Origin of the sequence: Leucobacter sp. L43, from assembly GCF_016597785.1 — a bacterium.
GTDB classification, from domain to species: domain Bacteria; phylum Actinomycetota; class Actinomycetes; order Actinomycetales; family Microbacteriaceae; genus Leucobacter; species Leucobacter alluvii.
In genome coordinates, this window is the sequence record NZ_JAENJG010000001.1 from 398,007 (window position 1) to 420,668 (window position 22,662).

General features: G+C 67.4%; 18 protein-coding genes. 3 read left to right on the forward strand and 15 right to left on the reverse strand.

Features of this window, described 5'->3' with window-relative positions; translation table 11 throughout:
• Positions 1–6: 6 nt before the first annotated feature.
• The 8 genes from aroC to JE033_RS01920 form a co-directional block, all read right to left on the reverse strand.
• Positions 7–1,203 (reverse strand): chorismate synthase, encoded by a 1,197-nt coding sequence (gene aroC / locus JE033_RS01885; protein WP_200329114.1) that lies wholly within the window; start codon positions 1,201–1,203, stop codon positions 7–9.
• A 32-nt stretch (positions 1,204–1,235) separates the two neighbouring features.
• Positions 1,236–2,099, reverse strand: coding sequence for a shikimate dehydrogenase (locus JE033_RS14865; protein ID WP_200329116.1), 864 nt, complete (start codon positions 2,097–2,099; stop codon positions 1,236–1,238).
• Entirely contained in the window at positions 2,100–3,197 is a 1,098-nt protein-coding gene (gene mltG / locus JE033_RS01895; protein ID WP_200329118.1) for an endolytic transglycosylase MltG, read from the reverse strand.
• The gene (ruvX, locus tag JE033_RS01900; protein WP_200329120.1) at positions 3,194–3,682 is read right to left on the reverse strand and encodes a Holliday junction resolvase RuvX; all 489 of its coding nucleotides are present in this window, start codon (positions 3,680–3,682) and stop codon (positions 3,194–3,196) included. The genes mltG and ruvX overlap by 4 nt, the downstream gene beginning before the upstream one ends.
• A gap of 2 nt (positions 3,683–3,684) precedes the next feature.
• Positions 3,685–6,339, reverse strand: coding sequence for an alanine--tRNA ligase (alaS, locus tag JE033_RS01905; protein ID WP_200329122.1), 2,655 nt, complete (start codon positions 6,337–6,339; stop codon positions 3,685–3,687).
• Positions 6,340–6,392: 53 nt separating this feature from the next.
• A complete protein-coding gene (locus JE033_RS01910; protein WP_090148580.1) occupies positions 6,393–6,608 on the reverse strand; it encodes a hypothetical protein in 216 nt (71 codons plus the stop codon).
• 157 nt (positions 6,609–6,765) lie between these two features.
• Positions 6,766–7,395 carry a 30S ribosomal protein S4 gene (gene rpsD, locus JE033_RS01915; RefSeq protein ID WP_090148577.1) on the reverse strand — a complete coding sequence of 210 codons (630 nt, stop codon included), beginning with the start codon at positions 7,393–7,395 and terminating at the stop codon, positions 6,766–6,768.
• A 268-nt stretch (positions 7,396–7,663) separates the two neighbouring features.
• The gene (locus JE033_RS01920) at positions 7,664–8,950 is read right to left on the reverse strand and encodes a replication-associated recombination protein A (protein ID WP_200330965.1); all 1,287 of its coding nucleotides are present in this window, start codon (positions 8,948–8,950) and stop codon (positions 7,664–7,666) included.
• Positions 8,951–9,115: 165 nt separating this feature from the next.
• On the opposite strand from JE033_RS01920, the gene JE033_RS01925 reads away from it, so the two are divergent.
• Positions 9,116–10,351, forward strand: a complete 1,236-nt coding sequence (locus JE033_RS01925; RefSeq protein WP_200329124.1) for a DUF349 domain-containing protein — start codon at positions 9,116–9,118, stop codon at positions 10,349–10,351.
• A gap of 213 nt (positions 10,352–10,564) precedes the next feature.
• On the forward strand, positions 10,565–11,134 hold the full coding sequence (locus tag JE033_RS01930; RefSeq protein ID WP_200329126.1) for a hypothetical protein: 570 nt from the start codon (positions 10,565–10,567) through the stop codon (positions 11,132–11,134).
• Here JE033_RS01930 and JE033_RS01935 read toward each other — a convergent pair.
• The 7 genes from JE033_RS01935 to leuA all read right to left on the reverse strand — a co-directional run bounded on the left by JE033_RS01935 (position 11,131) and on the right by leuA (position 20,623).
• A complete protein-coding gene (locus tag JE033_RS01935; RefSeq protein ID WP_090148569.1) occupies positions 11,131–13,377 on the reverse strand; it encodes a bifunctional (p)ppGpp synthetase/guanosine-3',5'-bis(diphosphate) 3'-pyrophosphohydrolase in 2,247 nt (748 codons plus the stop codon). The genes JE033_RS01930 and JE033_RS01935 overlap by 4 nt on opposite strands.
• A gap of 159 nt (positions 13,378–13,536) precedes the next feature.
• Positions 13,537–14,583 (reverse strand): protein translocase subunit SecF, encoded by a 1,047-nt coding sequence (secF, locus tag JE033_RS01940; protein WP_200329128.1) that lies wholly within the window; start codon positions 14,581–14,583, stop codon positions 13,537–13,539.
• 2 nt (positions 14,584–14,585) lie between these two features.
• Positions 14,586–16,373: a protein translocase subunit SecD gene (secD, locus tag JE033_RS01945; RefSeq protein ID WP_200329130.1), complete on the reverse strand. Its 1,788-nt coding sequence runs from the start codon at positions 16,371–16,373 to the stop codon at positions 14,586–14,588.
• A 60-nt stretch (positions 16,374–16,433) separates the two neighbouring features.
• Complete coding sequence (gene yajC / locus JE033_RS01950; protein ID WP_234037051.1) at positions 16,434–16,880, reverse strand: preprotein translocase subunit YajC; 447 nt, start codon at positions 16,878–16,880, stop codon at positions 16,434–16,436.
• A 113-nt stretch (positions 16,881–16,993) separates the two neighbouring features.
• Positions 16,994–17,998 (reverse strand): Holliday junction branch migration DNA helicase RuvB, encoded by a 1,005-nt coding sequence (gene ruvB, locus JE033_RS01955; RefSeq protein ID WP_200329134.1) that lies wholly within the window; start codon positions 17,996–17,998, stop codon positions 16,994–16,996.
• A complete protein-coding gene (ruvA, locus tag JE033_RS01960; RefSeq protein ID WP_200329136.1) occupies positions 17,995–18,627 on the reverse strand; it encodes a Holliday junction branch migration protein RuvA in 633 nt (210 codons plus the stop codon). Before ruvA ends, ruvB begins: the two co-directional genes overlap by 4 nt.
• Before the next feature lie 226 nt (positions 18,628–18,853).
• Positions 18,854–20,623: a 2-isopropylmalate synthase gene (gene leuA / locus JE033_RS01965; protein ID WP_200330967.1), complete on the reverse strand. Its 1,770-nt coding sequence runs from the start codon at positions 20,621–20,623 to the stop codon at positions 18,854–18,856.
• A 206-nt stretch (positions 20,624–20,829) separates the two neighbouring features.
• Between leuA and JE033_RS01970 the strand changes: the two genes are divergently transcribed.
• On the forward strand, positions 20,830–22,650 hold the full coding sequence (locus JE033_RS01970) for a DUF2207 domain-containing protein (RefSeq protein ID WP_200329138.1): 1,821 nt from the start codon (positions 20,830–20,832) through the stop codon (positions 22,648–22,650).
• Positions 22,651–22,662: the final 12 nt, after the last annotated feature.

Here is a 22,662-nt window from a genome sequence, read left to right on the forward strand (position 1 = left end):
GATTCCTCACGACTCGATGACGGTCGAGAGGCGCTCCGGGATCGCCGCAACATACGCCTCGAGGTTCCGACGGGTCTCGGCGACGCTGTCGCCGCCGAACTTCTCGGTCACGGCATCGGCCAGCACCAGCGCCGTCATGGCTTCAGCCACGACGCCAGCGGCGGGTACAGCTGACACATCGCTGCGCTGGTGGTGCGCCTTCGATTCCTCTCCCGTGGAGACGTCGATCGTCGGCAACGCGTGCGGCACCGTCGCGATCGGCTTCATGCCTGCGCGCACGCGGAGCACCTGTCCGGTCGTCATACCGCCTTCGATGCCGCCGGCGCGCGTGGTCTCGCGAGCAATGCGGCCGTTCTCGAGGTGCAGCTCGTCGTGCGCCACCGAACCGCGTCGCCGCGTGGTCTCGAAGCCGTCGCCGACCTCGACGCCCTTGATCGCCTGAATGCCCATGAGCGCACCGGCGAGTCGAGAATCGAGTCGCCGATCCCAGTGGACGTACGATCCGAGCCCAGGTGGCAGACCGTAGGCGAGCACCTCGACGATGCCGCCGAGCGTGTCGCCGGACTTCTTCGTGTCGTCGACCTCTGCGACCATGCGAGCACTGGTCTCGCCATCGAAGCAGCGCAGCGGATCGGCGTCGAGAGCGATGACGTCCTCCGGGCGGGGCAGCGCCGATCCGGCGGGAACTGCGACGTCGCCCATGGAGATCGTGTGGCTGACGAGCCGAATGCCGAGTTCCGCGAGAAATGCGCGGGCGACGGCGCCGAGGGCGACGCGCGCGGCCGTCTCACGGGCGCTCGCGCGCTCGAGCACCGGGCGCGCCTCATCGAATCCGTACTTCTGCATACCTGCGAGGTCGGCGTGGCCCGGGCGGGGGCGCGTCAACGGCGCACCACGGCCGCGCGACTTCTCGGACAGTTCGGTGGCCTCCGCGGACATCACTTCGGTCCACTTCGGCCACTCCGTGTTGCCGATGCGGATGGCGACGGGGCCGCCGATCGATACGCCCTGCACCACCCCTCCGGAGAGGTTCAGCTCGTCCTGCTCGAACTTCATCCGCGAGCCTCTGCCATAGCCGAGCTTGCGGCGCGCGAGATCTTCACGGATCCCGTCGAGCGATACGGGGACGCCAGCAGGCAGTCCCTCGAGGACGGCGATCAGTTCGGGGCCGTGAGATTCTCCGGCGGTCAGCCAACGCAGCATACCCGCTATCCTCCCACACCCGACCGCGAACGTCAGACGGCGCGGCGCATCGCGTCGCGCACGGACCCTTCGTCAGCGAGCGGAAGTGCCGGATCACCGTGCGTGAAGATGCGCACCTGCAGGAGCGCCTGTTCGACGAGCATTTCAGTTCCCGGATGCGCTTCACCGGCCGATGCCCGCCACCGCGAGGCCAGCGGGGACGGCCACGGATCGTACGCGACATCGAAGAGCGGGATCCGCGCGAGCCACGCGGGGATCCCGATCTGAGCAGCGGCCGGACCGGGCAGGGTGGAGATCACCAACGAGGGGGCCTCCTGTCCGGTTCCGACCGACGCTGCGGCGCCATCGTCCGCACCGGAACCGCCGTACACGAGTCTCATCGGCGCGGTCGAGCCTGCGGCTCGAGTCCCATCGAAACGCGTGACGAGCGACCGCCCCGCCGTGGTGTTGCGCGCAAGCAGCGTCACATGCTCCGCGCCGAGTTCGCGAACGGCGAGAATCGCAGAGACCGCTGTGGCACCCGATCCGAGCACGATGGTCCGCCGGGCATCCAGCCCGTTCCGGGCGATCGCTGCAGCCAGGCCGGGCACGTCGGTATTCGCGCCGAACCACGCGCCGTCTTCGAGACGCCGCAGCGTGTTCACGACGCCGCTCTCCGTCGCCACCGGGTCGAGGGTGCTGGCGAGACGGTGCGCCTCGCTCTTCAGGGGCATCGTGACGGAGAAACCGCGCCACTCATCGCCCCTTCCGTCGAGAAATGCCCGAAGACCCGCCTCGCCGCACCGTACGGCCGAATAGCGCCAATCGAGGCCCAGCGCACGGTACGCCGCTGCGTGGATCCGCGGGGATCGCGAGTGCGCGACCGGGGAGCCGAGCACCGCGAGCCGCACAACCACCTAGCAGCCCTGGTCGGGGTTGGCGGCACACCACTCGTTCAGCTGGCCGATCGCCGATTCGTGCTCCTCCTGGGTCGTGGAGAACACCGACTCCCCCGTCTCGAGGTTGACGGCGACGAAGTAGATCCAGTCTCCCGCCGGCGGGCTCAGCACCGCCGAGATGGCGTCGCGACCGGGGTTCGCAATCGGTCCCTTCGGCAGTCCCTTGTGGACGTACGTGTTCCACGGGTTGTCATCCGCGAGCGCTTCATCCGTGGACCAGACACTGCCGTCGGCGTGCTGACCGTACCCGTACTGGGCGGTGGAGTCCATCTGCAGGAGCATGTCTTGCGCGAGGCGGTTCTCGATGACCCGTGCGACCTTCGGGAAGTCCTCGATCCGGCCGCCCTCCCGCTGCACGATGGACGCCCTGGTGAGCACGGCCTCGCGGGACTCCGGAGCGACGCCCATCTCGTCCAGCACCTGGATCTGGGTGCTCACGAGCTCCGCAATGGCCTCAGCTCCGGTGGTGTCCTCCTCGAACTCGTACGTCGCCGGGAACAGCCAGCCTTCCAGACTGTCCACTCCCTCGGGGAGTCCGTACGCGGCGACGTCCTCTGTGGCCGCCTGAAGCTCCTCGATGGGGATGCTCGCGCCCGCAGCCACCAGTTCGAGCGTCTGTTCGACCGTCTTGCCCTCCGGGATGATCGCGGTGAAGGCCATGCGGTTGTCGGGGTTCTGCAGTGCGTCGAGCGCGGCTTGCGCGCTCATCTGCGACTTCACCTTGTACGAACCCGGCAGGAACGCCACCTCTTCGGGCTGTTCGAGCAGCAGGCTGTAGAAGGCGTCCGCGGTCTTCACCACATCGGCTTCTTCCAGCGAAGCGGCGATGTCCTCACCGATCTCGCCCTCCGTGATCACTACGACGACCTCGCCCGAGCCTTCGCCCTCGTAATCGTTCGTGGTCCACCCGAGGGCCTGCGAGATCCCGTCACCGTAATGGGACCACAGATACGCTCCAGCGCCTGCCAGGCCCCCGAGGAGAAGCAGTGTCACGAGCAGCGAGATGAGTACTCGCCGGCCCGTGCGTCGCCGGTCGTCGCGCGTGCGTGCGTTCATTCGGTGGCCTCCCCGGTCCCCGTCGTCTTCACTTCCGCGGCGTGACCCGGTGCGTGCCCGCTCGATCGTTCGATGTCGAGAGCGTGCTGCAGGATCACCACCGCTGCGGCCTGATCGATGATCGATCGGCTCTGTTTCGTGCGTTTTCCGGCAGCCCGCAGATGCGCCTGTGCCGATACGGTCGACAGCCGTTCGTCGACGAGGCGCACGGGCACGCTCAATCGCGCGGCGAGTCGTTCGGCGAAGCGCGCGGCGTCATCCGTGGACGGCGTGCGCTCTCCGCGCAAGTTGAGCGGAAGCCCGACCACCGCTTCGAGGGCGTCGTGCTCCGTCACGATGTCGGCGATCCGCGCGATATCTGCGAGGTCATCGGCCGCGCGCGGCACGGTTTCGACGGGCGTCGCCAGCATCCCGTGAGGATCGCTGCGGGCGACGCCGATACGAGCCTTGCCCACGTCCACGCCGATGCGCACTCCGACCCGCACGCTCAGCCGCCCAGGCTGCGCCGGATCTCGGCAAGGGCAGCGTCGATCTGCGAGACGTCGGTGCCGCCGCCCTGAGCAAGGTCGTCTTTGCCTCCGCCGCCTCCGCCGAGCACCTGCGCTGCGGTGCGCACCAGCGCGCCCGCCTTCGCCCCGGCCTCGCGACCCGCTGGGGTGGTCGCGGCGATGACGACCGGCTTCCCCCCGGTCTCGCCCGCCAGCACGACGACGCCCGGCTGCCCTCCGAGCTGCTCTCGAATCGTCAACGCGAGCCCGCGAATGTCGTCGGCGGAGCCCACGGAGCCGACGGAGGCCAGCACCGCGCGCAGCCCGCCGAGCTGCAGGGCGTCGGCGAGCAACTGCGGAACGCGCTCGCGAAGCTTCTCCGCTTCGAGCGCCGCGATCTTCTTCTCGGCGGCGCGCAACTGCGCGCCCAGGTCCTGCACCTTCGTGACCAGCTCGCCGCGGGGCACCTTGAGCCCGCCCGTGAGCTGCTGCACGATCGCGCGTTCCGCAGCGAAGTTGCGGAACGCCTCGATCCCGACGAGCGACTCGACGCGTCGGTTCGTGGATCCCACTGAACTCTCGGAGATGAGATTGATCATCCCGATCTCCGCGGAGCTGGAGACGTGGGTTCCCGCGCAGAGCTCTCGCGACCACGGGCCGCCGATGTCGACGACGCGCACGCGGTCGCCGTACTTCTCCCCGAACAGCGCCATGGCGCCGAGCGCCTTCGCCTCGTCGAGGGGCATCTCGCGCGTCACCACCTCGTAGTCTGATCGGATCGCGAGGTTCGAGATCTCCTCGATCTCGCTCTTCGTCTCGCTCGACAGTGCTTCGGTGTGCGAGAAGTCGAGGCGCAGGTACCCGGCCTTGTTGTAGGACCCCGTCTGGTGGGCGCCTCGTCCGATGACGTCGCGAAGCGCGGCGTGCACGATGTGGGTGCCGGAGTGCGCCTGGGTGGCCCCCCGTCGGTAGTCGGCGTCGACTCGGGTCTCCGCACGCGCGTCGAGTCCGATCGTGCCGACTTCCACGCGCACCGTGTGCACGATCAGCCCGGCCACCGGCTTCTGCACGTCGAGCACTTCCGCTTCGAAGCCATCGCCGACGATGTGCCCCTGATCCGCGTCCTGACCACCGGACTCCGCGAACAGCGACGTCTCGGAGAGCACGAGCTCGGCGATATCGCCCTCATTGGCCTCACGTGCGGGCGCGCCGTCCACCACGATGCCGAGCACACGGCTCTCGTGCACGAGCTCGTCGTACCCCGTGAACAGCGTCTCGCCCAGACCGCGAAGCTCCTTGTAGATGGAGAGGTCGGCTCGCTGACCCTTCTTCGCCTTCGCATCGGCCTTCGCACGGTCGCGCTGCTCCTGCATCAGCGATGTGAACACCTCGGCGTCGACCGGCACTCCGGCCTCTTCCGCGATCTCGAGCGTGAGCTCGATCGGGAAGCCGTGCGTGTCGTGCAGCAGGAACGCGGTGTCGCCCGGCACCGCTGCGCCGGCCGTCTTCGCCGAGTCGACCGCGGAGTCGAGGATCTGAATGCCGGACGCGAGCGTTCGCAGGAAGGTCTTCTCCTCCGCGTACGCCGCACGGGCGATGAAGTCGAAATCCTCGGCGACTGCGGGGTACGCCTCTCGCATCGCATCGCGGGAGACCGGGAAGAGCTCCGAGAAGCTCGGCCCCTCGACCCCGAGCAGCCGCATCGAGAGCGTCACGCGCCGCAGGAGTCGTCGCAGAATGTAGCCGCGCCCCTCGTTCGAGGGCGTGACGCCGTCTGCGATGAGCATGAGCCCGCTGCGCACGTGATCGGCGATCACCCGCAGGCGCACATCGTCTGCGTGGTGCTCGCCGTAGGTCTTGCCCGCGATCTCGGCCGCGCGATCCAGCACCGGGCGCACCTGATCGATCTCGTACATGTTCTGCACGCCCTGCTTGATGAAGGCGACGCGCTCGAGACCGAGGCCCGTGTCGATGTTCTTCTTGGGCAGCTCGCCCACGATGGTGAAATCGGTCTTCGACTGCACATCTGCGACCTGGTACTGCATGAAGACGAGATTCCAGATCTCGACGTAGCGATCGTCATCGGTCGCCGGACCGCCGTCGATGCCGTATTCGGGACCGAGGTCGAAGAAGATCTCGGAGCAGGGGCCGGCAGGGCCCGGCTGGCCGGTCGACCAGTAGTTCGTGTCCTTGCCGAGGCGCTGAATCCGCTCATCGGGCAGTGTGGAATGCTCGCGCCACAGCGCGATCGCCTCTTCGTCCTCCTCGTAGACGGTGACCCAGAGATCCTTCGGGTCGAACCCGAGCCCGCCGTCGGCCTCACTGGTGGTCAGCAGTTCCCAGGCGAAGCGGATCGCTCCCTCTTTGAAGTAATCGCCGAAGGAGAAGTTGCCGCACATCTGAAAGAAGGTGCCGTGTCGCGGGGTCTTGCCGACCTCTTCGATGTCATTGGTGCGAATGCACTTCTGCACGCTCGTCGCACGAGCGAACGGCGCAGGCACGAGGCCGGTGAGGTACGGCACGAACGGCACCATTCCCGCCACCGTGAACATCAGACTCGGGTCGTCGCTCACGAGCGACGCGGAGGGGACGACGGTGTGCCCCTTCTTCTCGAAGAAGTCAAGCCAACGACGGTGGATTTCGGCGGTCTTCATCCGTGGTCTTTCTCTGGAGGTCGATCTGGTGGGTGCGTGAGATGGGGCGAGGATCAGGCGCGTTCGCGGAATGCTGCGCGCAGCGCCTCGGCCTCGGTCTCATCGTCGGCATCGGCGTCGCGGTACCCGGAGGCGAACGCGCGGCCCAGTTCATCCACGCCTCGGTTGACCCGTGCGAAGAATCGGCGCCCCTCGGCCGTCTGATTGACGAAGTGCGCACCGACGAACCCCAGTACGACTCCGGTGACCAGCCAGAATAGCTTGCCCATGTTTCGATCCTCCCGTCTGCGTCGATGCACGGCCGCACGGCCACGCATGCTCGAGCACTCGACAAGCTTAGCGGGTGGCCCCTGTCGCACATCGTGCCCCGAACACAGCAAACGGGGCGCCGGATGGAATCCGACGCCCCGTTTCGCTTTCGAGTGCTTAGCGACCCGAGTAGTACTCGACCACGAGCTGCACTTCACAGGTCACGGGGACCTCAGCGCGCTTCGGGCGACGCACCAGGCGAGCCTGGAGCTTGTCGAGCTCGACCTCGAGGTAGCTCGGAACGTTCGGGAGCACCTCGGCGTGACCGCCGGCAGCTGCGACCTGGAACGGCTCGATCGCTTCCGAGCGCGCCTTGACGTGGATGAGCTGACCCGGCTTCACGCGGAAGGAGGGGCGATCGACGATCTTGCCGTCGACGAGGATGTGACGGTGCACGACCATCTGACGGGCCTGCGCCGTGGTGCGGGCGAAGCCGGCGCGCAGCACGAGCGCGTCGAGACGCATCTCGAGCAGCTCGACCAGGTTCTCACCGGTCAGTCCGTCCTGACGACGGGCTTCCTTGAAGGCGATGGTGAGCTGCTTCTCGCGGATGCCGTACTGGGCGCGGAGACGCTGCTTCTCACGCAGGCGGACAGCGTAGTCGCTGTCGCTCTTGCGCTTGGTGCGACCGTGCTGGCCGGGGCCGTAGGGGCGCTTCTCGAGGTAGCGAGCTGCCTTCGGGGTCAGCGCGATGCCGAGCGAGCGCGACAGGCGGGTCTGGGAACGGGTACGCGACGTAGTCGACACGTGGATCCTTTCGGGTTTCTGAATTGCGACAGCGCGATCTGCAGTTCGGATCGCGCAGGTTCTCTCGGCCAGGCTGCGCCCGCATCAACCAGTGATGCACGCGACGCAACGAACCGTTGTTCGGTGAGGGAACGACCAGTGCAGAAACCCGGCTACAGGGCGACTGCCATCCGATCCCCGCGTGCAGCCAGCAGCGGGGGCGGTGTTGGCCAGCGGCTAGCTTATCACCTTCCGCGCCCTGATGCGCGTCGCGACCCGCCTGCTGGCTTCACTCGCCCCCGCCCCGTGTGATTCGGCGGATCTTCTCGAGACGATCCGACACCTCGCGCTCGTTCCCGTGCTGCGTCGGCTGGTAGTACACCTTGCCGCGCAGCTCGTCGGGCAGGTACTGCTGCTGCGACACCCCGCGCGGATCGCTGTGCGGATACCGATAGCCCTTCCCGTGGCCCATGCGCTTCGCCCCGGGGTAATGGGCGTCGCGCAGATGCGTGGGCACGAGCCCGAATCGTCCCGCCTTCACGTCCGCGATCGCCGCATCGATCGCAGTGATCACCGCGTTCGACTTCGGCGCCGTCGCAATGTAGATCGTCGCCTCCGCGAGCGGGATCCGCGCTTCCGGAAGCCCGATCAGCTGCGTGGCCTCGGCAGCGGCGACCGCGACGCGGAGCGCCTGGGGATCCGCCATGCCGACGTCTTCGGCCGCGTGCACCATGAGCCTGCGCGCGATGAAGCGGGGATCTTCGCCTGCTTCGATCATGCGGGCCAGGTAGTGGATCGCCGCATCGGGATCGGACCCGCGCATGGATTTGATGAAGGCGCTGATCACGTCGTAGTGCTGGTCGCCGTTCTTGTCGTATCTGAGCAGCGCACGATCGATCGAGATCGCGACCGTCTCCCCCGTCACCACCGGGGTCGCGTCGTCTTCCGCACTCGCCGTGGCCGACGCTCCAGCGGCTTCGAGGCCGGTGAGAGCGCGCCTCGCGTCACCGGAGGCGACCTGCACGAGGGCCTCGTACGCGTCATCGGTCACTTCCACCCGAGCCCCGAGGCCGCGTGGATCCTCGACCGCACGCTCGAGGAGGCGCCGCAGGTCAGGATCGGCGAGCGGCTCGAGCGTCAGCAGGAGGGATCGCGAGAGCAGCGGACTGATCACTGAGAATGATGGATTCTCGGTCGTCGCCGCCACGAGCGTCACCCAGCCGTTCTCGACGCCGGGCAGCAGCGCGTCCTGCTGAGCCTTCGTGAACCGGTGAATCTCGTCCAGGAAGAGGACGGTGGCGATATCGTAGAGATCCCGGTCGTTGAGCGCGCGCTCCATCACCGTGCGCACATCCTTGATCCCGGCGGTGACGGCCGAGAGCTCGACGAAACGCCGGCCGCTCGAGTGCGCGATCGCCTGAGCGAGCGTGGTCTTGCCCGTTCCCGGCGGACCCCAGAGTATGACGGAGACCGCTCCCCCGCCCCCGGCGGCATCCGAGGCGAGCGTGCGCAGCGGCGAGCCGGGCTTCAGCAGATGCTGCTGCCCCACGACTTCGTCGAGCGATTGCGGCCGCATTCGCACCGCGAGCGGGGCGGTGTGCGCGGGCGCAGGTCTCGAATCCACACCTCCATCGTACTGACCCGGGATCCCCGGGCTCGAAGCCCGGCACTGTGGCATAGTGGTGGTGACAATTCCGTCCGGTCGGTTCGCCGACCCCACACACGACAGGTGAGCACAATCGTGAGCGAAGCGAGCAACGAAACGTCCTGGGGACGAGTCGACGAGGACCGCACCGTCTACGTGCGCGACGGCGATGCGGAGCGCGTCGTCGGGTCCTTCCCCGACGGCACCCCGGAAGAGGCGCTCGCGTACTTCACGCGCAAGTTCGCGGATCTCGCCGGTCAGGTCACGCTCCTCGAAGCACGCATCGCACGTGGAACTGCCGACGCATCAGCCGCCGACACGGTCGCCAAGCTCCGCGAGCAGCTCGTCGAGCCCGCAGCGGTGGGCAACATCGCGGCGCTCCGCGAGCGAGTGGAGAAGCTCGGATCGAAGACGGCGGAACTCAGCGAGAAGCAGAACGCGGAGCGCGAAGCGGCCCGGGCTGAGGCGTTCGCGCAGCGCGAAGCCATCGCGGTGGAGGCCGAGCGACTCGCGGCCCAGCCGGAAGCCTCGATCCGCTGGAAGGATACGAGCCAGGCGTTCGAGCAGCTCTTCACCGACTGGCAGACGGCCCAGCGAAGCGGTCCGCAGATTCCGAAGTCGCAGGCCGACGCGCTGTGGAAGCGATTCCGCTCCGCTCGTCAGACCTTCGATTCGGCGCGCCGGGCGCACTTCGCGCAGATGGACGCCACGAACAAGGACGTCAAGCAGCGCAAAGAGCGCATCATCGCAGCTGCCGAAGCCCTCGCACCTCGCGGGGTCGAGGGAATCCCCGCCTACCGCGCTCTGCTCGACGACTGGAAAGCTGCCGGTCGCGCGAGTCGCAAGCTCGACGATCAGCTGTGGGCGCGATTCAAGGCCGCCGGCGACCTGCTGTACGAGGCCAAGGCAGCGGAAGCCGCCCAGACGAATGAGGAGTACGCCGAGAACCTGACGGCGAAGCAGGCTCTGCTCGAGGAGGCCGCACCCATTCTCGATGTGCAGGACCACGCTGCAGCGCGCAAGCAGCTGACGGCGATCCAGCTGCGCTGGGACGAACTCGGGCGCGTGCCGCGTGAGGCGCTTCGCGACATCGAGGGACGTCTCCGCAAGATCGAGGATCACGTCAAGCATCTCGAGGACGAGCACTGGAGCAAGACGAACCCGGAGACGAAGGCTCGCAGCGAGGGCCTTCGCGGTCAGCTCGAGGCCTCGATCGCCGAACTCTCGGCGGAGCTCGAGGCTGCACGAGCAGCGGGCGACGCGCGTCAGGTGAAGGATGCTGAGGAGAAGCTCGCGACGCAGCAGTCGTGGCTCGCAGCGATCGGCGACTGAACTTCGGTCAGCCCGTCTTCACGGACCGGGTCGGGCGAGTTATCCACAGATCGAGCAGCGCCCGGGGTGCATCGAGCAGCGGTCCGCCACGATGGAGGCATGACGCGCCCTCACGCGTGTGAGCACTGTTCGCCCGATGCGGCAGCTTCGCCACACGAACCGCCGGTCTCCCTCTCGTGGACGGCGCCCGCTGGGCGCCGTCCACGACTCGCCGTGCCTCACACGCACGAGTGGGCGCAGGCGATTCGTTCCGCGGAGCGGCTTCGTGGCTCCCTCGTGCCCTGCGGCCCGGGGCTCCGGCCCGTCGCCTGGCCGGAGACTCCGCGGGTGCGACTCGCCGCGCTCGCGCCCTGGCTGGGAGAGAAGTACGTCGCGATCGGGCTCACCGCTGCGTGGGTCTGGGGTACGGCGCGACACCCGGGAAGTCCGTTGAGATGCTCGACGATCGGGCGCAGACGTCCGCCCGCGAACCCCGCGCCCGGCATCGCCGTGCACGAGCACTCGCTCACACCCGACGATTTCATCCGCATCGGCGACGGGCGCGTGACGACACGGACGCGGACTCTGTGCGATCTCCTGCGATCGCCCACCCCGCTCACTCACGCCGAACGCGTCGCGTGTCGGCTCCTCCTCCTCCAGCATCCGGGCGGCACCCCTGCCGTGCGAGCAGCCCTCGACGCGGGCGGCAGGCGATATCGGCGCATCGCCACCGCGCGGCTGCACGAACTCACCGGCTGCGACATCGGCGGAAGCGCACCGGCGCGCGCACCTGGATCGGACTAGTTCGTGATGCGGTACACGTCGTAGACGCCGTCGATGCGCCGCACGGCGTTCAGCACATGGTCGAGATGCGTCGCGTTCGCCATCTCGAAGACGAACTTGCTGATCGCCAGTCGCGAGCTCGACGTGTTCACCGACGCGGAGAGGATGTTGACGTGGTGCTCGGACAGGGTCCGCGTCAGGTCCGAGAGCAATCCGGAGCGGTCGAGCGCCTCCACCTGGATCTGCACGAGGAACACGCTCTTCGACGTCGGCGCCCACTGCACGCCGACCACGCGATCCTCCTGCTCCCGGAGCGTGATGAAGTTATGGCAATCGACGCGGTGCACCGAGACGCCCTGCCCCTTTGTCACGTATCCGAGGATCTCGTCGCCCGGAACCGGGGTGCAGCACTTCGCGAGCTTCGCAAGCACGTCCGATGCGCCGGCGACCACGACGCCGCTCGAGTCCGTGGTCTTCGGAGCGCGCGGCGCCTCGATGATCGGGAGCGTGGCGAGCGCCGGCTCGGTGGACGTCTGCTCGTCGAATACGAGCGCCGTCACCTTCTCCACGACCGACTGCGCCGATACGTGCCCCTCGCCGACCGCGGCGTAGAGCGCAGTCACGTCGAGGTAGCGCAGCTGCAGAGCGATCTGCTGCAGCGCCGATGAGTTCATCACCCGGTGCAACGGCAGACCCTGCTTGCGCAGCGCCTTCGTGATCTCGACCTTGCCGGTCTCGGCGGCTTCCTCGCGGCGCTCCTTGGTGAACCACTGCCGGATCTTGTTCTGCGCACGCTTGCTCTGCACGAAGCTGAGCCAGTCCTGATTGGGCCCGGCGTTCGGATCCTTCGAGGTGAACACCTCGACCACGTCGCCGTTCTGCAGAGCGGTCTCGAGCGGCACCAGCCGGCCGTTGACCCGCGCTCCCATGGTGCGGTGACCCACCTCGGTGTGCACGGCGTAGGCGAAATCGACCGTCGTTCCGCCTTCGGGGAGACCGATCACCCGACCCTTCGGCGTGAAGACGTAGACCTCTTTCGCGCCGATCTCGTAGCGCAGCGCGTCGAGGAACTCGCTCGGATCCTCCGTCTCGGCCTGCCAATCCGAGATGTGCGCCAGCCAGGCCATGTCGTTCGACGACTGGCTCTGATTCTGCTGCCGCTGCTTGTACTTCCAGTGCGCGGCGACGCCGTACTCTGCGCGCTGGTGCATTTCGACCGTGCGAATCTGGATTTCCACGGCACGGCCGTCCGGGCCGATCACCGTCGTGTGGAGCGATTGGTACAGGTTGAACTTCGGCGTCGCGATGTAATCCTTGAAGCGACCCGGAATCGGCGTCCACCGTGCGTGCACGGCGCCCAGCACCGCATAGCAGTCTCGGATCGAGTTCACGAGGACGCGGATCCCGACGAGGTCGTAGATGTCATCGAACTCGCGCCCGCGCACGATCATCTTCTGATAGATCGAGTACAGCTCCTTCGGCCGCCCCGTCACCTCGCCCCGAATCTTGGACTCGCGAAGGTCGCCCTCGATCGAACCGATCACCATGCCGACGAGCTCGTCGCGCTGCGGGTTCCGCTGCTCGACGAGGTTCTGGATCTCGGCGTACAGCTTGGGTTTGAGGACGGCGAAGGACAGGTCTTCGAGCTCGGTCTTCATCGACTGGATGCCGAGTCGATGCGCGAGCGGCGCGTAGATCTCGATCGTCTCCTGCGCCTTGCGCTTCGCGGAGTCGCCCGAGACGAAGCCCCAGGTACGCGCGTTGTGCAGACGGTCTGCGAGTTTGATGACGAGCACCCTGATGTCTTTCGACATAGCCACGACCATCTTTCGCACGGTCTCCGCCTGCGCCGAGTCGCCGTACTTGACCTTGTCGAGCTTCGTGACGCCGTCGACGAGCATGGCGATCTCGTCGCCGAATTCCTCGGTGAGCTGGTCGAGCGTGTACTCCGTGTCCTCGACCGTGTCGTGGAGCAGCGCTGCCGCGATCACATTGGGTGCGATACCGAGATCAGCGAGAATCTGCGCCACCGCGATCGGGTGGGTGATGTACGGCTCGCCGCTCCGCCGCTTCTGCCCGCGGTGCGCGCGCTCGGCCACGGCGTAGGCGCGCTCGATGACCGTGAGGTCGGCGCGCGGATGGTTGCCGCGCACCGTGCGAATCAGTTGATCGACTGCGCCCGGGGCGCTCCCGCGGGAGAAAATTCTCGGCACGAGGCGCCGAAGCGCTGTCGTGCCGCTCGTCGTCGTATCTTGCGTTGCCACGGATCACCTCACTCGAATGGTTGAACGCTACACCCGGCGCGAGGCGCAGAGCAAAGCGAGTGGAACGGCCCTCGAGTACGACGAAGGCCGGAGCCCCTCGAAGCGGACGCAATGCGTCTCCTCGAAGGTCCCCGGCCTCATCTCTCGCGCTCCGGAAATCTACCGCGTGGAAGCGGCATCCGCCTCGTCGACGGCTGCCTCGGCCTCGGACGGCGCGCCGTCGCGCTCGCGCACGCGCAGCACCTTGGCGTCCCGCTTCTTGATGCCCGGCTCGCTCTCGCGAAGATGGGCATAGGCCGGAGATGCGATGAAGATCGTCGAGTACGCACCGACGAAAATACCGATGAAGAGCGCCAACGAGATGTCTCGCAGCGTTCCAGCGCCGAGCACGAAGGCGCCGATGAAGAGGATCGAGGCCACCGGGAGCAGCGCGACGACCGACGTGTTGATCGACCGCACGAGCGTCTGATTGACGCCGAGATTCACCGACTCGGCGAACGTCCGCCGATCATTCAGCTCGCCGGGCGCGGTATTCTCGCGAATCTTGTCGAACACCACGACGGTGTCGTAGAGGGAGTACCCGAGAATCGTGAGGAAGCCGATCATCGCCGCCGGCGTGATCTCGAACCCGGAGATGCCGTAGATGCCCGCGGTGATCACCAGGTCGTGCAGCAGCGCGATGATCGCGGCCAGAGACATCTTCCAGGTTCTGAAGTAGATCGCCATCACCAGCGCCGCGAAGACGATGAAGACCAGCAGTGCGATCACCGCTTGACGCGTGATGTCTTGCCCCCAGGCAGGACCGATGTACGAAGTCGTCACCTCCTCGACCGGCACGTCGTAGCTCCCGGCGATGGCCTCAGCCGCGGCCCGGTCCTCGCCGTCGGAGAGGGCCTCCGTCTGCACCCGGATGTCGGTGGGTCCCACCTGCGACACACGGGGCACGCTCGTCGGCAGCACCTCCTGCACGGCGGCCTCGGCGATTGCGGGGTCGCGATCCTGCTCCTCCGAGAGGTGCACCTGGAACTGGCTGCCTCCGGTGAACTCGATGCCGAACGTGAACCCGCCGCGCAGCAACGGGCCCGCAATCGAGATGATGATCAGCACGATCGAGATGACGTACCACGTCTTGCGGCGTCCGACGAAGTCGATCGACTTCTCACCGGTGTAGAGCGCGTTGCCGAACTCGGCGAATGAGCGAGCCATGGTCAGCTCTCCTTTCCGGCTGAAGCGTCGGCCATGAGGGCTTTGCGTTCGGCGATGGTCTGTCGTCGTGCGGCCTCGGCCTGGCTGCGGGAGTTCTTCTTGCCTGCGCCTCGAGTCGAGACCTCGGGCTCACGGAACTGCAGGCGACCTCGGTACACGGCGCCGAGCTTCTGCGGATCGAGACCGGAGAAGGGATGCCCGCCCTGGTAGAAGCGGGTCCTCGCGAGCAGCGTCATCACGGGGTGGGTGAAGAATGCGATGACGATGACGTCGACGAGTGTGGTCAGGCCGAGCGTGAACGCGAAGCCCTTCACGTTGCCGACGGCAAGAATGAAGAGGATGACTGCGGCGAGGAAGTTCACGCCGTCTGAGGCGAGGACGGTGCGGAACGCCTTCTTCCACCCGTGCTCGACCGCGCTCTCGATCGAGAACCCATCGCGCAGCGCATCTCGGATGCGTTCGAAGTACACGATGAAGGAGTCCGCTGTGAATCCGACGGCGACGATGATGCCAGCGACGCCCGCGAGCGACAAGCGGTATCCCTGACGCCAGGAGAAGAACGTCAGGAGCAGATACGTCAGGACGCCGGCTACGACGAGCGAGGCGATCGTGAGCGAACCGAGCGCCCGGTATTGGAACGCCGAGTAGACGACGACCAGCAGCAGCCCGATCAGTCCCGCGAGCAGACCCGCGGAGAGCTGACTCGTGCCGAGGGTCGCCGAGATGTCTTCCTGGCTCTGCACGGTGAAGTCGATCGGCAGTGCGCCGAACTTCAGCTGGTCGGCCAGCGCGCTCGCGGATTCCTGCGTGAACTGCCCGCTGATCGAGGGGCGGCCGTCGAGGATCTGCGCCTGCATCGTCGGGGCGGAGAGCACTCGGCCGTCGAGCACGAAGGCGAACTGATTCTGCGGCTCGGGCGCGCCGAACAGACGGGTGCTGATCTTGCCGAAGGCCTCGGTGCCCTTCTTGTTCATCGTGATCTGGACGACCCACTCGCCGGTCGATGCGCCCGTCGATGTCGTGCCGACCTGAGCGACCGCGTCGGTGATCACGGAGCCGTCGAGCTCGACGGGTCCGAGGATGTACTTGGCGGCTCCCGAGTCGTCGCACGTGATCAGGGGGCGATCCTCCGGGGCGTTGCCCGCGTCGAGCGCCGCATCCGAGGAGCAGGTGAACGCGTCGAACTTCTCCTGCAGTGCCGGCGTGATCCAGGCGACGTCGCCAGCGCTCTCCGGAATCGACTCGGGGTCGAGGCTCTCGTCGTACGGCGCCTCGTCATCGGCCGCAGCGTCCTGCGAGGCGGCGTCCTCCGACGCAGCGTCCTCGGAACCCGCGTCTTCAGGGGTCTCGCCGCCGTCCGCGCCCGGCTCCGCCGTCGCTTCGTCGACATTCGCGCCGATGCCGTAGGTGAGCACGGGTCGGAAATCCAGGTTCGCAGACGCTTCGATGCGCTGCAGCGTCGCCTCGTCGGCCTTGCCCGGGATCGAGACCGAGATGTTCTGGCTCCCCTGCGTCGTGATCTCCGCCTCGGAGACGCCTGCCGCATCGACGCGCTGCCGGATGATCGACACCGCCTGCTGCAGCTGGTCACCGGCCACCGCTTCGCCACCGGTCTGCTCAGCTGCGAGCAGTACCTGCGTGCCGCCCTGCAGATCGAGCGCGAGCTTCGGTGTCCACGTCGCGTTGCTGTTGAACACGCCGTACGCGATCAACCCAGCGAGACCGACGATGAAGACGAGAAGGAGGATGAGGGAACGACGTGCCCTCCGGACGGCGGGTGAAGACGCCAAGACAGACTGCTTTCTCTAAACGTGGAAGGGGATGGCCGCGGCGACGCCGCGGCCATCGGTTCAGGCCTTCGGGGCCGAGCCGTTTCCCTGTCCATCGACGTCGGTGTCATTGTCGCCTTCGCGACGGGGATCGGCTTCGGGCGCCGGTGCGACGTCGCCGGGGGCGAACGGGTCGGCGACCGGAGCCGCGTCGGTCGAGCTGAAGCGCTCCCCGAATGCGGGGTCGTCATCGGGCGCGAGCCCGGAGGATTCCGCCTCGACGGGCGCGTCGACCGGCGTGACGACCTGCGATACCGCGTTGCGGTGGACGACGAACGTCGAGGTGCCGCTGCGCAGCGTGACCTTGTTGTCCTCTTCGTCGATCGAATCGATCGTGCCGAAGATGCCGGACTGCAGCATGACCTCCGCACCGGGGCGAACGCTGTTCTGCAGCTCGAGCTGGGCGGCCTGGCGCTTCTTGCCGTTCCGGAACATGAAGAAGATCAAGAGCGCGATCAGCGCGAACATCACAATTGTGATCGGGTCCAGAGGCACAAGGGTCCTTTCAACAGGCGAATTCGTGCCTCTCCTGAGGCACAGATTCGATCAGTTTACCGGGTCGCCGCTGAGAACACCCCACGTTATTCTGCGGGGAGCCCGGGAGGCACCTTGCCCAGGTGCTCCCACCCCGCTCGAGTGGCCACCCGCCCGCGGGGAGTGCGGGAGAGCAGACCGGTGCGCACGAGGAACGGCTCCACGACCGCCTCGATGGTCTCGGCCTCCTCGCCGACGGAGACTGCGAGCGTCGAGAGCCCGACGGGGCCGCCGTTGAATCGCTCGACTACGGCGCTGAGCACTTCGCGATCCAGTCGGTCCAGCCCGTGATCGTCGACGTCGTACAGGGCGAGCGCCGCCTGCACGGTCGAGGTGTCCCCGGGCAGGTCGTGCACGAGGCCGTAGTCGCGCACACGCCGCAGGAGCCGATTCGCGATGCGCGGGGTGCCCCGCGACCGACGCGCGATTTCATCGACGCCGCTCTCCGAGAGCGCGAATTCGATGAGCTTCGAGGCGCGGCCCACCACCTTCGCGAGCTCATCATCCGAGTAGAACTCGAGGTGCGCGGTGAATCCGAATCGGTCGCGGAGCGGGTTCGGGAGCAGACCGGCTCGCGTCGTGGCCCCCACGAGCGTGAACGGAGAGAGTTCCAGCGGCACCGACGTCGCACCGGCCCCCTTGCCGACCATGATGTCGACCTTGAAGTCCTCCATCGCGAGGTAGAGCATCTCCTCGGCGCTGCGAGCCATCCGATGGATCTCGTCGATGAAGAGCACCTCCCCCGGCGTCAACGCCGAGAGCACTGCCGCGAGATCGCCAGCATGCTGAATCGCCGGCCCCGACGTCTGATGCAGCGGCTTCTCGAGCTCCGTGGCGACGATCATGGACAGTGTGGTCTTGCCGAGACCCGGGGGGCCGGCGAGCAGGATGTGGTCGGGCGTGTGCCGTCGCATGGTCGCCGCATCGAGCAGCAGCCCGAGCTGACGCCGCACCTTCGACTGACCGACGAACTCGGCCAGGCTCGTCGGTCGGAGCGCGCCTTCGTATCCCTGTTCGGCCGCCGTGGCCTGCGCGGAGAGCTCTCCGGTCACCGAACGCCTCGCGATCCTCGTCCGCTGCGACCCGCCTGCAGGAGCGCCAGTGCCGCCCTGAGCAGGCCTGCACTGTCATCCGACGCACCGGCATCTCGTGCGTCTTGCACGGCCTGGCCGGCCTCCGCCTCCCCCCACCCGAGGCCGACGAGTCCAGCGCGCACGCCGTCTGCGATGGCATCAGAGGGCGAGACGATGCCGGCGGCGGCCGGGCCGGATTCGAAAGCGAGGTGCGAGAGCTTGCCCGAGAGTGAGAGCGTGATGAGTTTCGCCGTCTTCGGGCCGATGCCCGACACCTTGCGAAACGGCTTCTCGTCGTCAGCGGCCACGGCCGCCGCGATCTCAGCCGGAGTCAGGGCCGAGAGCACGCCGAGCGCGCTGCGCGGGCCGACGCCCGAGACGGCGATGAGATGCCCGAACACGTCGAGTTCCGCCTCGGTGGCGAATCCGAACAGCGTCAGCGAGTCCTCGCGCACGATGAGCGAGGTCTGCAGGTGCAATTCGTCTCCGGGTAGAGCCGCGGTGACCCGGCCGCTCGGCACTTCGACGCGCATGCCGAGCCCTCCGAGCTCCACGACGACCCAGCCGGCACCCGCAGCGAGCACGGGCCCGCGAATCGAAGCAATCACATGATCACCCTAGAAGACGGGCGCCAGTCGCGGGACTCGCCACACCGAGGATTCGAACATATCTACGAAACTGCCCTCCGCGCCGTGCGAGCGGGGTCGATCTTCGTGCGTGTCTCACCTGCAACACGCACGAAGTGTGACCCCGCTCGCAGCGATCGACGGCGATCGGCGGCGATGGGCAGCGATCGACGGCGATCGGCCGCGATCGACGGCGGCCGCCAGCGCGTCAGGCGGTAGCCGACGCGGCCACGCCTTCGCGGGCCCGGTTGCGAACCGCGCGGTTGACCGCGCTCACGATCGCCTCCAGCGTCGCTCGGCTCGTATCCGCGTCGATGCCGACGCCCCACAGGCGCTGCCCGTCGACCTCGAGATCGACGTAGGACGCCGCGACGGCGTCGCCGCCAGAGCTCATGGCATGCTCGACGTAGTCGAAGAGCGTCACGGAGTGCCCGGCCTCGTTCAGCGCGTTGAGGAACGCGTCGACCGGTCCGTTGCCGCGCGCGGTGAGTCGCTGATCCTCTGAGCCGACGCGGGAGTCCACGACGAGTTCGGTGACGCCGTCGCCGGCGCTCGTCGCCGATGTGCGGAACAGCTTGTACCGCCCCCACGTCTCGGCATCGTCGACCTGCGCCGGCAGATACTCGTCCTGGAAGATGCGCCAGATCTCGTCGCTCGACATCTCGCCGCCGGCCGAATCGGTCACGCTCTGCACGACCGAGCTGAACTCGATCTGCAGTCGCCGCGGCAGGTCGAGATGGTGGTCCGTCTTGAGCAGATAGGCGACGCCTCCCTTGCCCGACTGCGAGTTCACCCGGATCACGGCTTCGTACGACCGCCCGAGGTCCTTCGGGTCGACGGGCAGGTAGGGCACGGCCCACTCGATCTCGTCGACGCTCGTCCCGGCCGCCTCGGCGTCCTTCGCCATCCGCTCGAAGCCCTTCTTGATCGCGTCCTGATGCGATCCGGAGAATGCGGTGTACACCAGGTCTCCGGCCCACGGACTGCGCTCCGGCACCCGCAACTGGTTGCAGTACTCGGCGGTGCGACGCACTTCGTCGAGGCGCGAGAAGTCGATCTGCGGATCGATGCCCTGCGTGAACAGGTTGATGCCGAGCGCGACGAGGTCGACGTTGCCGGTGCGCTCGCCATTGCCGAAGAGGCACCCCTCGATGCGATCGGCCCCCGCCTGGTAGCCGAGCTCGGCTGCTGCGACCGCGGTGCCGCGGTCGTTGTGCGGGTGCAGCGAGAGAATGACGTTCTCGCGATGCGCGAGGTGGCGGCTCATCCACTCGATCGAATCGGCGTACACGTTCGGTGTCGCCATCTCCACGGTGGCGGGGAGATTGATGATGACCTTGCGCTCCGGTGTCGGCTCGAGCACCTCGAGGACCTCGTTGCAGACCTCGACGGCGTACTCGAGCTCGGTACCCGTGTACGACTCCGGCGAGTACTCGTAAAAGACCTCGGTGTCGGCGCAGATGTGCTCGCTCGACCGGCAGAGCTTCGCGCCGTCGACGGCGATCTGCTTGATGCCTGCACGATCGGACCGGAACACGACATCGCGCTGCAGGATGCTCGTGGAGTTGTAGAGGTGCACGATGGCGCGTTTGGCGCCGATGAGCGACTCGTACGTCCGCGTGATGAGGTGCTCGCGCGCCTGGGTCAGCACCTGGATGGTGACATCGCCCGGAATCGCGTCGTCTTCGATGAGGTGCCGCACGAAGTCGAAGTCCGTCTGGCTCGCCGACGGGAAGCCGACCTCGATCTCCTTGTACCCCATCTTGACGAGCAGATCGAACATGATGCGCTTGCGCTCGGGGCTCATCGGATCGATCAGGGCCTGGTTGCCGTCGCGCAGGTCGACGGCGCACCAGCGCGGCGCCTCCGTGATGCGCTTCGAAGGCCACGTGCGATCGGGGAGATCGACAGAGATGATCTCGTGGAACGGGCGGTACCGGTGGGTCGGCATCCCGGAGGGCTGCTGCAGGTTCTGCATGGACTCGTCTTTCTCGTCGTGGTCTTGCTCAGCCAAACACGAACACCGCGACGAGGGAGGCCAGAGACTGATTAGTTCGAAGTCGAGGACTCGTCGCGGCAGCTAAGGAGAAGCGAGCCGAACAGCATGCCGCTCACTCTAGCAGCTGCCGCGCCGGTTCGTGCGGCGCTGTGCGCTGCGCACGGGCGTGCCCTAGCCTGATGCTCATGACCTCAGGCACTCGCACCTCCCGTCGCGTCATCGGCACCCTCGCGATCCTGGCGGCGGCTGCAGCATGGGCACTCCCTCATGCTGCGACTCCCGCGGCCGCAGACGTCTCCGACTTCTCGTATCGCAGTTGGGACGTCGCCTACGAGATCGACACGGACTCCGAGGGCCGCGCGGTCGCGGAGGTGACCGAGACGCTCGTGGCGGAGTTCCCCGACTTCGACCAGAATCGAGGGATCGTGCGAGGGCTGCCCGAGGATTACGAGGGCAGCCCGACCGACCCGTCCGATTTCTCGGTCACCGACGCGTCGGGTGCGCCGGTGCCCTTCGAGATCGAAGAGGACGACGGCTTCGTGGCGGTGCTCACCGGAGACGACCGGTTCGTCCGAGGCGAGCAGACGTATGTGATCTCGTACACGCTCCGAGACGTCGTGCTCGCCCGAGAGGACGGCGCCGCAGACGAATTCAACTGGGACCTCGTCGACTTCGAGCACGAGCAGCCGATCGGCAGCTTCAGCGCGACGGTCGGGTTCGGTCCCGGCCTCGCGGATCGCGTCAACGGCAACGCCCGCTGCTATGTTGGCGCGCCGGGGTCGACCGACGAGTGCGAGATCAGCCGCGCAGCGAGCGGTTCGGAGTACTCGGTCAGCGGAGTCGAACTCGGCGCCCGCGAGGGCGTGACCGTCGCCATCGGACTCGAATCGGGCGCGGTCGTGCAGCCGTCGAGCCGTTTGCCGAATTTCGCGCTCGACACGCTTCCCCTCCTCATCGGAGGCGGCGCCCTCGCTGCGGCAGGCGTCGCCGCCGGTTCGGCGATCCGCATGCGCAGTCGGCGAAAGTCGGGGCGCGGCACGGTGGTGGCGCAATACGACGTGCCCGACGCGCTCCCGCCGCTCCTGGCCGGCCCGATCGCGGGAGTCACGACGCCCTCGGCGCCTGCCCAGCTCGTGCATCTCGCGGTGCGCGGCGCCCTGCGCATCGAGGACGGGGAGCCGGAGCAGGGGCTGTTCGGACCGAAAGATGCGCAGCCGGTGCTGCGTCTCGTCGATCCGGCCCGCACGGCGGATCCGCTCGATGCACGCGCTCTGCACGCGCTGTTCCCCGAGCCGACGCCCGGGGCCGCGTTTCCGCTGCCGAAGAGCAACGAGAAATTCGGCAAGCGCATGCAGGAGTTGCAGACCGAGGGGCGCAAGGCGGCGGAGGATCGCGGGTACTTCGAGAAGGTGCACAGCCGCGCCGCCCGCCGATGGGGCTGGATCGCCGTCGCGCTCGTACTCGTGCTCGGCGGGTTCACGGTCGCGGCCTTCGCGTTGCGCGGGAACGCGCTCCCCGCGGTCTTCATCCTGATGGGCGTCGTGGCGCTCATCACGGCGCTGGCGTCGATCGTCAAGCAGCGCGTGTACACGCCGCTCGGCGCCGAGACGCGCGAGTACCTGCTGGGAGTCCGGGAGTTCATCAGGGTCGCCGAGGCCGATCGGCTGCGCGTGCTGCAGTCGCACAGCGGCGCCGAGCGTCAGGCCGACGGCTCCGTCGATGTCGTGCACCTCTACGAACGGCTTCTGCCGTACGCGATGATCTTCGGCCTCGAGAAGGAATGGACTCGCGTGCTCCAGGTCGCGTACGAGGAGCGCAGCGGATACGTGCCGCTCTGGTACCCCGGGATCGGACTCGCCGGCGTCTCGTCGTTCAGCAGCACGATCTCGCAGTTCACGAACTCGTTGAGTTCATCGGTCAGCTACACGTCGAGCAGTTCGGGCGGGTCGACCGGTGGTGGATTCGCCGGCGGCGGTGGCGGCGGCGGATTCTCCGGCGGCAGGTGACCGGACGGTCTG